This is a genomic window from Antarctobacter sp. (assembly GCF_965277915.1).
Classification (GTDB): domain Bacteria; phylum Pseudomonadota; class Alphaproteobacteria; order Rhodobacterales; family Rhodobacteraceae; genus Antarctobacter.
Genome location: NZ_OZ255849.1, coordinates 305,726 through 317,763, shown reverse-complemented (window position 1 = coordinate 317,763; position 12,038 = coordinate 305,726). Strand labels below are relative to the sequence as shown.

At 68.3% G+C, this 12,038-nt stretch carries 12 protein-coding genes; 10 read left to right on the top strand and 2 right to left on the bottom strand.

The window, feature by feature from the left end:
- Positions 1-15 precede the first annotated feature (15 nt).
- Together panC and panB are read right to left on the bottom strand one after the other, a co-directional pair.
- A complete protein-coding gene (gene panC / locus ACQY5B_RS02475; protein WP_420326521.1) occupies positions 16-858 on the bottom strand; it encodes a pantoate--beta-alanine ligase in 843 nt (280 codons plus the stop codon).
- Positions 855-1,688, bottom strand: a complete 834-nt coding sequence (panB, locus tag ACQY5B_RS02470) for a 3-methyl-2-oxobutanoate hydroxymethyltransferase (protein WP_420326522.1) — start codon at positions 1,686-1,688, stop codon at positions 855-857. The genes panC and panB overlap by 4 nt, the downstream gene beginning before the upstream one ends.
- 183 nt (positions 1,689-1,871) lie before the next feature.
- Between panB and ACQY5B_RS02465 the strand changes: the two genes are divergently transcribed.
- From ACQY5B_RS02465 to ACQY5B_RS02420, 10 genes are all read left to right on the top strand, one after another.
- Entirely contained in the window at positions 1,872-3,341 is a 1,470-nt protein-coding gene (locus tag ACQY5B_RS02465; RefSeq protein ID WP_420326524.1) for an ABC transporter substrate-binding protein, read from the top strand.
- Positions 3,342-3,497: 156 nt separating this feature from the next.
- On the top strand, positions 3,498-4,382 hold the full coding sequence (locus ACQY5B_RS02460; RefSeq protein ID WP_420326525.1) for an alpha/beta fold hydrolase: 885 nt from the start codon (positions 3,498-3,500) through the stop codon (positions 4,380-4,382).
- A gap of 67 nt (positions 4,383-4,449) precedes the next feature.
- Positions 4,450-5,391: an ABC transporter permease gene (locus ACQY5B_RS02455; RefSeq protein WP_420326526.1), complete on the top strand. Its 942-nt coding sequence runs from the start codon at positions 4,450-4,452 to the stop codon at positions 5,389-5,391.
- Positions 5,388-6,203, top strand: coding sequence for an ABC transporter permease (locus ACQY5B_RS02450; RefSeq protein WP_305969285.1), 816 nt, complete (start codon positions 5,388-5,390; stop codon positions 6,201-6,203). The genes ACQY5B_RS02455 and ACQY5B_RS02450 overlap by 4 nt, the downstream gene beginning before the upstream one ends.
- On the top strand, positions 6,200-7,840 hold the full coding sequence (locus ACQY5B_RS02445; RefSeq protein ID WP_420326527.1) for an ABC transporter ATP-binding protein: 1,641 nt from the start codon (positions 6,200-6,202) through the stop codon (positions 7,838-7,840). The genes ACQY5B_RS02450 and ACQY5B_RS02445 overlap by 4 nt, the downstream gene beginning before the upstream one ends.
- Positions 7,841-8,044: 204 nt before the next feature.
- Positions 8,045-8,776: an SDR family NAD(P)-dependent oxidoreductase gene (locus tag ACQY5B_RS02440; protein ID WP_305969287.1), complete on the top strand. Its 732-nt coding sequence runs from the start codon at positions 8,045-8,047 to the stop codon at positions 8,774-8,776.
- Between the two features lie 11 nt (positions 8,777-8,787).
- On the top strand, positions 8,788-9,528 hold the full coding sequence (locus tag ACQY5B_RS02435; protein ID WP_420326528.1) for a glucose 1-dehydrogenase: 741 nt from the start codon (positions 8,788-8,790) through the stop codon (positions 9,526-9,528).
- A 122-nt stretch (positions 9,529-9,650) separates the two neighbouring features.
- Positions 9,651-10,220, top strand: coding sequence for a hypothetical protein (locus tag ACQY5B_RS02430; RefSeq protein WP_420326530.1), 570 nt, complete (start codon positions 9,651-9,653; stop codon positions 10,218-10,220).
- A complete protein-coding gene (locus ACQY5B_RS02425) occupies positions 10,217-10,879 on the top strand; it encodes an ABC transporter ATP-binding protein (RefSeq protein WP_420326532.1) in 663 nt (220 codons plus the stop codon). The genes ACQY5B_RS02430 and ACQY5B_RS02425 overlap by 4 nt, the downstream gene beginning before the upstream one ends.
- A complete protein-coding gene (locus ACQY5B_RS02420; protein WP_420326533.1) occupies positions 10,876-12,030 on the top strand; it encodes an ABC transporter permease in 1,155 nt (384 codons plus the stop codon). Before ACQY5B_RS02425 ends, ACQY5B_RS02420 begins: the two co-directional genes overlap by 4 nt.
- Positions 12,031-12,038 lie beyond the last annotated feature (8 nt).

Here is a 12,038-nt window from a genome sequence, read left to right as displayed (position 1 = left end):
CCCGGCGCCCGGCGCTCACACCGCGATATTGTCGATCAACCGCACCCCGGCAAGCCAGGCCGCGACCAGCAGGCGCGCGGGCCGATCCGGCCGGTCCAACAGCGACAGGTCGTCATTGGCGCGCAGGTCCAGGTATTCGACCTGCGTAAAGCCCGCCGCCGCCAGCCGCGCCTCTGCCCCGGGGCGCAGATCAGAGGCCGAACGCCCGGCGCGCAATCCATCGGCCATCTCCTCCAGCGCCTCGTTCAGGGCCGCCGCCCGTGCCCGCGCCATGTCGGACAGCAGCAGGTTGCGTGAGGACATGGCCAGCCCGTCGATCTCGCGGATCGTCGGGCAGCCCACGATTTCGCAGGGAATGTTCAGATCGGCCACCAGCCGCCGCACCACCTGCAATTGCTGCCAGTCCTTCTCGCCGAAAAAGGCCCGGTCGGCGGCGGTCTGCAACAGCAGCTTGGTCACCACCGTCGCCACCCCGTCGAAATGCCCGGGCCGGTGCGCGCCGCACAGAACGTCGGTCAGGCCGGACACGGACACGCCGGTCGCAAACCCCTGCGGGTACATCTCGTCCCCGTCGGGGACAAAGATCGCGTCGACGGAAAATCGCTCGAGCTTGCGGGCGTCGTCATGTTCGGTACGCGGATATTTCTCGTAATCCTCGCGGCTATTGAACTGCCTTGGATTGACAAAGATGGTCACGATCACCCGATCACAGCGGTCCTTGGCCGCCGCGACAAGGCTGAGGTGGCCGTCATGCAGCGCCCCCATCGTCGGCACCGCACCAATGGTTTCCCCCGCGCGGCGCCAGCCGTCGGTGAGTTCGCGCAACTCGGCGACGCTCCGGACGATCGGCGCGATCATGCCTTGCCCTCCGGCGCGTCGTCGCCAAAGACATGCTCGGGCGCGGGGAAGCTCCGCGCGCGGACCTCGCGGGCATAGTCGGCAATCGCCGCCTCGCCGTCCGCGCCCAGGGTCGCGTAGCGTTTCACGAATTTCGCCTTGAAGGCCGTGAACAGCCCCAGCATGTCGTCCACGACAAGGATCTGCCCGTCACAGCCGGGTCCCGCGCCGATGCCGATGGTCGGGATCGACACCGCCTCCGTCACCGCGTCGGCCAGCGAGGCAGGCACCTTTTCCAGCACCACCGAAAACGCCCCCGCCTCGGCGACGGCGCGGGCATCGGCCATCAGCGCCTCGCCCGCCGTGCCGCGCCCCTGCACCTTGTAGCCGCCCAGCGTGTTGATCGACTGAGGCGTCAGACCGACATGCGCCATGACCGGTATACCGCGTTTGACGAGAAAGGCGATCGTCGGCGCCATCTCCACCCCGCCTTCCAACTTGACCGCGCCCGCGCCGGTTTCGGCCATCAGTCGCGCGGCATTGCGAAAGGCCTGCTGGGGGCTTTCCTCGTAGGATCCAAAGGGCATGTCGATCACCATCATGGCGCTGGACAGGCCCCGCGCCACCGCCTGACCGTGCAGGATCATCATCTCCATCGTCACGCCCAGGGTCGAGGGCAGCCCGTGCAGCACCATGCCCACGCTGTCGCCGACCAGCACGAAATCGCAATGCGCGTCCATCATCTGCGCCATCGGCGTGGTATAGGCCGTCAGGCTGACCAGCGGTTCGCCGCCTTTGCGGGCGCGGATATCCTCCGCCATTAGCGCTGTCTTCTTCGCGGTTGCACTCATCGCCTGGGCCTCCTCCCTGAGCGTGGCGCAAGGACCGGACAAGGTCCGGCGCCCCTCGCGCAACAAAGTTGCGCACCCACCTACCATTTGCTGCAACGCAGAACCAGAGCCCATTTGCAGCCCGTGCTTGAACCGCGCCCGGCAAAGCGCAACACTCGACCCCAAAGCAACAGGGGAACCGACATGACATTCCGCCTTACCCTCGCCGCCGCCCTTCTGGGCGGGACCGCGGCGCTTGCCCAGCAGACCGACCTGACCATCGCGATCCAGCTGGAACCGCCGCACCTCGATCCGACCTCGGCCGCCGCCGGGGCGATCGACAGCGTGCTCTACTCCAATGTCTTCGAAGGTCTGACCCGGTTCACCGGCGATGGTGCCATCGTCCCGGCACTGGCCCGCTCATGGGAGATCTCCGACGACGGGCTGACCTATACCTTCCACCTCGCCGAGGGTGTCGTCTTTCACGATGGCACCACCTTCGACGCCGAGGACGTCAAGTTCAGCCTCGACCGCGCCCGGGCCGAGGACAGCACCAACGCCCAGAAGGCGCTGTTTTCCGACATTGCCGAGGTCACGGTGATCGACCCCGCCACGGTCGAGCTGACCCTGAATGCGCCCAACGGCAACCTGCTGTTCAACCTGGCCTGGGGCGACGCGGTCATGGTGGCCCCCGAAAGCATCGAGGACATCCAGCAGACCCCCATCGGCACCGGCCCGTTCAAGTTTGATGAATGGCGCAAGGGCGACAGCGTCCGCCTGGTGCAGAATGCCGACTACTGGGGCGATGCGCCCCATCTGACAGAGGCCACGTTCAAGTTCATCTCGGACCCGACCGCCGCATTCGCCGCCATGATGGCGCAGGACATCGACGTGTTCTCTGGCTACCCGGCGCCCGAAAACCTGCCCCAGTTCCAGGGCGACCCGCGATTCCAGGTGTTGCTCGGCTCGTCCGAGGGCGAGACGATCCTGGCGATGAACAACAAGCAGCCGCCCTTCGACGATCCCCGCGTGCGCGAGGCGGTGGCCCATGCCATCGACCGGCAGGCGATCATCGACGGCGCCATGTTCGGCCTGGGTACGCCCATCGGCACGCATTTCGCGCCGCACAACCCCGATTACGTCGACCTGACCGGCCTGTCGCCGCATGATCCCGACCGCGCGCGCATGTTGCTGGTGGACGCGGGCTATGCAGAAGGGTTCAAGACAACGCTCAAGCTGCCGCCCCCCTCCTACGCCCGCCGCGGCGGAGAGATCATCGCCGCGCAACTGCGCAATGTCGGAATCGAGGCCGAGATCACCAACCTGGAATGGGCGCAGTGGCTGGAGGAAGTGTTCAAGGGCAAGGGCTACGGACTGACCATCGTCAGCCATACCGAACCGCTCGACATCGGCATCTATGCCCGGCCCGACTATTACTTCCAGTACGACAGCCAAGAGTTCCAGGCCCTGATGACGACCCTGAACGCCACCACCGATCCGGCGGCACGGTCGGACATGCTGGCCGAGGCACAGACGCTGATCGCCCGCGACTACGTCAACGGCTTCCTGTTCCAGCTGGCGTTCCCCACCGTCGCCGATGCCCGGATCGAGGGCCTGTGGGTCAACCAGCCGACGCAGGCAAACCCGCTGGCCCAGGTGCGCTGGACGCAGTAACCCCGGGGCGCGCCTTGTCGGTGGACAGGGCGCGCTTGCCTTCGGGCCGTCGTGAAAGGGCATGGGACCAGCCCGCCCGTCGACGCATTTCCCAGACGCCGCATTTCAGATCCCCGGCCGGGACGAAATCCTCTGCGTGACAGGAGGCTGGACGCCATGCTCCGCAACGACATCCCCGGTTTCACCCCTGCCAGCGCCGAGCTTGACGGCACGCGGATCGCCTATGAACACGGCGGCTCCGGCCCGCCGCTGCTGTTGCTGCACGGTTTTCCCCAGACCCGCGCCATGTGGGCCGAGGTCGCCCCCACCCTCGCCCGAGATTTCACCGTCATCTGCCCCGATCTGCGCGGCTACGGCGAAAGCGACAAGCCCGCAGGCGTCGCCAGCTACAGCTTTCGCAACATGGCCCGCGACCAGCTGGCCCTGATGCACCACCTCGACCATGAGAGCTTTCACCTTGTCGGACACGATCGCGGCGCCCGTACCGCGCACCGCCTCGCGCTTGACGCGCCCGAGGCCCTGCGCTCGCTGACGGTCATGGACATCGTGCCCACCCACCACCTGCTGACGGACCTGACCCACGACGTCGCAAGGGGCTATTACCACTGGTTCTTCCTCGCCCAGCCGGAACCGTTCCCGGAAACCCTGATCGCCGCCGACCCAGAGACCTTCTACACCCGCTGCCTGCTGGGCTTCGGCAAGGCGGACCTGTCGGATTTCCCGCCTGCCCAGCTCGATGCCTACCGCACGGCATGGGCCGATCCGGAGTGCCGCCGCGCGATGAACGACGACTACCGCGCGGCGCTGGACATCGACCTGCAGCATGACACGGACGACCTCGACCGGCGCGTGACCTGTCCCGCGCTGGTTCTCTATGGCGCCGAGGGCGCAATGGCGCGGGCCTACGACGTGCCCGCCACCTGGGCGCCCCGGCTGGATGACATGCGGGCCCGCGCGATCCCCGGCGGGCATTTCTTCGTCGACCAGTCCCCGGCCGAGACGACCGAGGCGTTGCAGGGCTTCCTGTCCACGCCGGACTGATCCCCCGGACCGGCCCGCCGCCTGCAACCCTCTGGACGCCGCCACGGGCCGACCATACGGTGCCCCCATGCTGGCCTATCTCACCCGACGCCTGATCTCGCTGGTCCTCAGCCTCGCCGTCGCCTCGGCGGTGATCTTCCTCGTCGTCGAAGTGGCCCCGGGCGATCCGGCCAGCTACATGCTGGGCATCAACGCCCAGCCCGAAACCCTGGCCGCCCTGCGCCAGGAACTGGGCCTCGACCTGCCGAAATGGCAACGCTACCTCGCCTGGACAACCGGCATGCTGAGCGGCGATTTCGGCATGTCCTACACCTACCGCGCCCCGGTCTCCGAAATCATCGGCGAAAGGCTCTGGATCTCGCTGCCGCTGGCGCTTTTCGCGCTGACGCTGGCGGTGCTGCTGGCCTTCCCGGCGGGGCTCATTGCCGCCGCCACCCGCGGCCGCGCACCGGACCTCGGCGTCATGGCCTTCTCGCAACTGGGCGTCGCGATCCCGAACTTCTGGTTCGCCATGCTGCTCGTGCTGGGCTTTGCCATCACCTGGCGCATCTTCCCCTCCGGCGGCTTCCCCGGCTGGGAGGACCCGCTACAGGCCATCCGTGCCCTGACCCTGCCCGCCGTGGCCCTGGCCCTGCCGCAGGCCGCCATCCTTGCCCGCGTGCTGCGCTCCTCGCTCATCGACGCGCTGGGAGAGGACTATATCCGCACCGCCCGCGCCAAGGGGCTGACCCGCACCCAGACGCTCTGGCGGCACGGGGTGCGCAACGCGCTGATCCCGGTACTGACCATCATCGGGCTGCAATTCTCCTTTCTCATCGCCGGGGGCATCATCATCGAGCAGGTCTTCTACCTGCCCGGCCTCGGGCGCCTGATCTTCCAGGCCATCAGCCAGCGCGACCTGATCGTGGTGGAAAGCACCGTCATGCTGCTGGTCTTTGCCGTCATCCTCGTGAACTTCCTCACCGACCTCGCCTATGCGCTGGCCGACCCGAGGCTGCGCCACGGATGAGCCGCAACCTGATCCTCGGCGGTTTGCTCACCGCGCTCTTCCTGGCCGCCGCGGCCCTGTCCTTTGTCTGGACACCGGGCGACGTCACCGCGATGAACATCCCGGGCCGCCTCCGGCCGCCGGGCGGCGCCCACCTGCTCGGCACCGATCACTTCGGCCGCGACATCCTGAGCATGCTGATGGTCGGCGCGCGCACCTCCATCGCCGTGGCGCTGGTCGCCGTGGGCATCGGCCTGACGCTCGGCGTCCCGCTCGGCCTCGCCGCCGCCGCCCACCGGGGCGGCCTCGTGGACGAGCTCATCTCGCGCAGCTCCGACCTGATCTTCGCCTTTCCCAGCCTGGTCATCGCCATCCTGATCACCGCCGTCTTCGGCCCCGGCGCGATCAACGCCATCCTCGCCATCGGCATCTTCAACATCCCCGTCTTCGCCCGGCTCGCACGCGGCGCCGCGCTGTCGCTCTGGACGCGCGAGTTCATCCTAGCCGCCCGTGTCGCGGGCAAGTCCACGCTGCGGATCAGCGCCGAACACATCCTGCCAAACATCGCCAACCTGCTGATCGTGCAAAGCACCATCCAGTTCTCCCTCGGCATCCTCGCCGAGGCCGGCCTCAGCTATGTCGGCCTCGGCGCCCAGCCCCCGGTCCCCTCCTGGGGGCGGATGCTGGCCGATGCCCAGACGCTGGTCTCCCTCGCCCCGCATGTGGCCGTGATCCCGGGCCTCGCGATCGTCTTCATGGTGCTGGGCCTGAACCTCCTGGGCGACGGGCTGCGCGACGCGCTGGACCCGCGGCTGAAGGTCCTGCGCACATGACGGCTTCTTCTCTCGAAAAATACTCCGGGGGAGGCCGCAGGCCGGGGGCAGCGCCCCCCCTGCTCGACATCGACGCCCTCACCGTCGAGATCCAGGGCACGCGAATCCTCGACGCCATCTCGCTGTCGATCGCGCCCGGTGAAATCCTCGCCCTGACCGGCGAATCCGGCTCCGGCAAATCGATGACGGCGCTGGCGGCGATGGGCCTCCTGCCGCAGGGCGCGCGGGCCGCGGGGCGGATCGTGCTGGACGGCACCGATCTGCTGTCGCTGTCGGAACGCAGGCTCTGCGACATCCGGGGCCGCGACATCGGGTTGGTGTTCCAGGAACCGATGACCGCGCTCAACCCGGTGCAGAGCATCGGCGCGCAGGTCTCGGAAACCATCCTGCAACACGCCCCCCGCACTTCCCGGGCCGAGGCGCGCACCCGCGCCAGAGAGGCGCTCGCCCGCTGCGGTCTCGACCTGCCGCTGTCGCGCTACCCGCACGAACTCTCCGGCGGCCAGCGCCAGCGCGTGGTCATCGCCATGGCCATCGCGCTCCGGCCCCGGCTGCTGATCGCGGACGAACCCACCACCGCGCTCGACGTGACCACCCAGGCACAGATCCTCGAGTTGCTGCAGGACCTCACGAGGACCGAGGGCATGGCGCTGATGATGATCACCCATGACCTCGCCGTGGTCGCCGGCATGGCCCATCGCATCGCCGTCATGCAAAAGGGCCGCATCGTCGAAAGCGCCCCCACGCACCAGCTCATCGCCCGTCGCGACCACCCCTATACCCGCGCCCTCTTCGAAGCGTCGGGCCATCAGCCGCACCTGCCACCGCGTCCTGACAGCGGCGCCCTGCTCGAGGCGCAGCGCGTGACCTGCACCTACCCGCTGCCGCGCCCGCATCCTCTTGCCGCCCATCCCCGGTTCACCGCCGTCGACGATGTCAGTTTTGCCATCGGGCGTGGCGAACGCGTCGGCCTCGTCGGCGAATCCGGCTGCGGCAAGTCCACCCTCACCCGCGCCCTGCTGGGATTGACGCCCATCGCCTCGGGGAACATCACGCTCGACGCCACGCCGGTCTTCACCCATCACCGCCCCAACCCGCAGGTTCGGCGCAAGGTGCAGGTGGTCTTCCAGGATCCCTACGGCAGCTTCAACCCCCGTCACCGGGTCGCGCGGCTGATCTCCGAACCCTTCCACCTGCTGCCCGATCCGCCCCGGGGCAAGGCGCGTGAGGATGCCATCGCCGAGGCGCTCACCGCCGTCGGCCTGTCCCCCGACGACGCGCAGAAACACATCCACGCCTTTTCCGGCGGCCAGCGCCAGCGCCTCGCCATCGCCCGCGCGCTCATCATCCGGCCCGAGCTGATCGTCTTCGACGAGGCGGTCTCGGCGCTGGACGTTCGCGTGCGGGCGCAGATCCTCGACCTGATCGCCGGTCTCAGCGCCAGCTACGGGCTGGCCTATCTCTTCATCAGCCACGATCTGTCGGTGGTGCGCGGGATCACCGACCGGGTCATGGTCATGCAGAGGGGCCGCATCGTCGAGCAAGGCCCGACCGGGCGGATCTTCTCCGCGCCGCGGGATCCCTACACCCGAACCCTGCTCGACGCCGCCCCCCGCCTGCCGGACCTTGCCTCCTGACCCCCTCACCGGCTGGTCCAGCCGCCCGGCCTGGTCCCCGGAACCTCCGAAAGAAGGCCTACAGGCGCAGCCTGTCCCAAGGGTCGGCGGGCGGGCGTCTTTGCGGCGCCAGCCGCAAACAGAGCCGCCCCGCCGACCGCGCGCAATCCTCTGGACCTCGCCGCAGCAAGCCCGCAACATGCCGCGCAAAAGGGAGGACACTGAATGCGCTTCGAAAACCGCCACGCGGTGGTGACAGGCGGCGCCTCGGGCATCGGCGCGGCCATTTCGCGCCGCCTTGCGGCCGAGGGCGCCATCGTCACGGTCTGGGACATTTCCGCCGACAACCTCGCCGCGATCGAGGGCGAAACCAACATCCGCACCCGCGCGATCGACGTCACCGATCCGCAGGCCGTCACCCGCGCGATGGCAGAGGACCAGACCGCGATGGGCGGGCTCGACACCCTGGTCTGCTCCGCCGGGATCACCGGCCCCAACACCACCGTCATCGAATACCCCACCGAGGCCTGGAAACAGGTGTTCGAGCTCAACACCCACGGGCTGTTCTACTGCAACCGCGCCGCCGCCGCGCTGATGCGGCCCGCGGGCTTTGGCCGGATCGTCAACATGGCCTCGGTCGCCGGGAAAGAGGGCAACCCCAACGCCTCGGCCTATTCCGCCTCCAAGGCCGCGGTCATCGGGCTGACGAAATCGCTGGGCAAGGAACTGGCCGACACGCAGATCACCGTCAACGCCATCGCGCCTGCCGCCGTGCGCACCGCGATCTTCGACCAGATGACGGACGAGTTCATCGCCTACATGGAATCGAAAATCCCGATGGGCCGCTTCGGCACCATCGACGAAATTGCCGCGATGGCCTGCTGGCTCGCCTCGTCCGAGGCGAGTTTCACCACCGGGGCGGTCTTCGACCAGTCCGGCGGCCGCGCCACCTACTAGGGAGACCCAGCATGAGACTGCAAGGAAAACGCGCCATCGTCACCGGCGGCGGCTCCGGCTTTGGCGAGGGGATCGTCACCCGGTTCGCCGCCGAGGGCGCGCAGGTGGTGGTGGCCGACATCAACTATGAAAACGCCCGCCGCGTGGCCGAAGAGACCGGCGCCCACCCCCTGCACACCGATGTCGCCGACGGGGCCAGCGTCCGCGCCCTCGTGGCGCTGGCGACCGAACACATGGGAGGCATCGACATCCTGGTGAACAACGCCGGCATCACCCATCTGCCCGCCCCGATGGAAGAGGTCAGCGAAGAGGACTTCGACCGCGTCTTCGCCGTCAACTGCAAGTCCGTCTACCTCGCCGCCCGCGCGCTTGTCCCTGCGCTCAAGGCGCAGGGCTCGGGCGCGATCCTCAACGTGGCCTCCACCGCCGGCGTCTCGCCCCGGCCGAACCTGAACTGGTACAACGCCTCCAAGGGCTGGATGAACACCGCGACCCGGGCCATGGCGGTGGAACTGGCGCCCGCCGGCATCCGTGTCAACGCGCTCAACCCGGTGGCGGGCGAAACGCCCCTGCTCGCCAGTTTCATGGGTGAGGACACGCCAGAGATGCGGGCGAAATTCCTCTCCACCATCCCGCTGGGCCGGTTTTCCACGCCCCGCGACCTCGCCAACGCCGCCCTGTTCCTCTGCTCGGACGAGGCCGACATGATCACCGGCGTCTGCATGGAGGTGGACGGCGGCAGGTGCATCTAGCGCGCGCCGGAAAACACAGGCGTCGCCCCCGGATGCAAGGCGAACCATCCCGGCCCGCCTTGCACGCGATCCGGTCTGCACTATGCTCTTGGCGACAGTTCGGAAGGCGGTGCAGTCGTATCATGTTCAGAAACATCTTGGCCGCGGCGCTGGCGGCGGCCGGCATCGCGATCGGCGCCTGGACCTTCATCGCGCCAGACCGGACGGGCCCCGTCACCGCCGACGGCATGTCGCCGCAGGAATTCTCGCGCGAAAGCCCCCTGTTGCTGCCGGGCATCCTCGCCACGATCTACGAGGCCTTCAGCCAGACCGAAGAGACCGAGATCTACGACCGGCTGGCAAAGGTGGCCACGGGGCCGGCGCTGGAACAGCTCTACCTCGAACGGGTCGGGGCAATGGCCGGGGGCGGCCTGAACCCGGACCAGGAAATCCACGAGGTCTCGCTACTGGGCATGAGCGCGCGCCGAAACGGCGACATGGTCGAGATCACCGCCAGGTGGCGCGTCCTTGGCGTGGTCGGCCATGCCGAGCACATGCACATGCGCGGCAACGCCTACGCCGCCGATCTCACGATGGCCGCCGACCAGGGCGCCTGGAAGATCACCGGCTTCTCGCTGACAGAGGTCGACCGCAGCGACGCGGGGACGCTCGAACGCAACGCCGACGCGCCTCCCCCGGGAGACGGCAGTTGATCGCCGCCCGCGACCTGTCCTTTGCCTATCCCGGCGGCGGCTTTGCCCTGAAGGTGCCCTCGCTGGACGTGGCGCCGTGCGAACGGGTCGGCGTGATCGGCCCCAGCGGCACCGGCAAGACGACGCTGCTGAACCTCGTGGCCGGGATGGTCCGGGCGGACGCCGGCGCATTGACCGTCGCCGACACCGATCTGGCGACGCTGGACGACGCCGCGCGCCGCCGGTTCCGGGCGACGCATGTGGGCTTCATCTTTCAGAATTTCGCGCTGGTCGACTACCTGAACGCCTACGAGAACATCCTCTATCCCTATCGCGTCGGCCTCGGGCTGCGGCTCGATGCGCAGGTCAGGGAACGGGCCCGCGCCCTGGCAGAGGCCTGCGGAATCGCGCATCGCCTGAAAAGCCATCCCGCCGCGCTGTCGGGGGGCGAACAGCAGCGCGTGGCCATCTGCCGGGCGCTGGTCACGCAACCGAAACTGATCCTCGCGGACGAGGCCACCGGCAACCTCGACCCGGAAACCAAGGAAGCCATCCTCGACCTGCTGTTCGACCGGGCCTCTGACATGCAGGCGACCGTCCTCGCGGTGACACATGACCACGACCTCTTGCCCCGGTTCGACCGGGTGATCGATTTCGCATCGCTGAGACAGCCGGCATGAACGCGCTTTTCCTGGCCTTCGCCCACCTGCGCTGGACATGGGCGCGCAGTCTGCTGCTCGTCGTCGTGGGCGCGCTGATCCTCTCGGTCCCGCTGGTGACACAGGTCCTCTTGCGCGGCTCCGAAGAGGCGCTGACCCGCCGGGCCGAGGTCACGCCGCTGGTGCTGGGCGCGCGCGGCAGCCAGCTCGACCTGGTCATGAGCACGGTCTATTTCTCGCAGGACCGCGCCCAGCCCATTACCCGCGCCGCCGAGGACGCGGTCTGGGACAGCGGGCTGGCCCTGCCGATCCCGCTGCACACCGCCTTCCAGACCAATGGCGCCCGGATCGTGGGCACCTCGCTCGACTATTTCGACTTTCGCGGCCTGCAGATCGCCGAGGGGCGGCAGATGGCCCTTTTGGGTGAGGCGGTGCTGGGCGCGCAGGTGGCGGACCGGCTGGGCCTCGGCCCCGGCGACACCGTCGTCTCGGCGCCGGAAAATCTCTTCGACCTCGACGGGGTCTATCCGCTGGAACTGCAGATCACCGGCGTGCTGGCCGCCACCGGCACCCCCGACGACGAGGCCGTCTTTACCGACGTCAAGACCACCTGGATCATCGCAGGCATCGGGCACGGGCATGATGACGTGGTGACACCGGACGCCGCGGGCAATGTCACCGCCAATGCCGCCATCACCCAGTTCCAGCGCATCACGCCCGAGAACATCGACAGCTTTCATTTCCACGGCGCCGCCGGAGACTACCCGCTCTCCGCCGTGCTGGTCGCCCCCTATGACACCCGCTCGGGCACGATCCTGCGCGGGCGCTATCTCGACCCGGAAAACCCGCTGCAGATGACCGTCCCGGCAGAGGTGGTCGCGGGACTGGTCGATCGGATCTTCCGGATCGCGACGCTCCTGGACGCGGTCACCCTGGTGATCGGGATCGCCGCGCTTGGCGCCATCGGCCTGTCGCTCTTCCTGGCGTGGAGCCTGCGCGCGCCCGAGATCGAAACCGCCCGGCGGCTCGGCGCGGGCCGTTTCATGATCCTGCGATTGGCCTTCGCGGAAATTGCCCTACTGTTGATCCTGTCGGCAGGGATTGCCGCGGGGCTTGTCACGCTCGTCACGATGAACGGCGACAGCCTTGTTGCCTGGATCCTTGCACTTTGAGTAGCCAT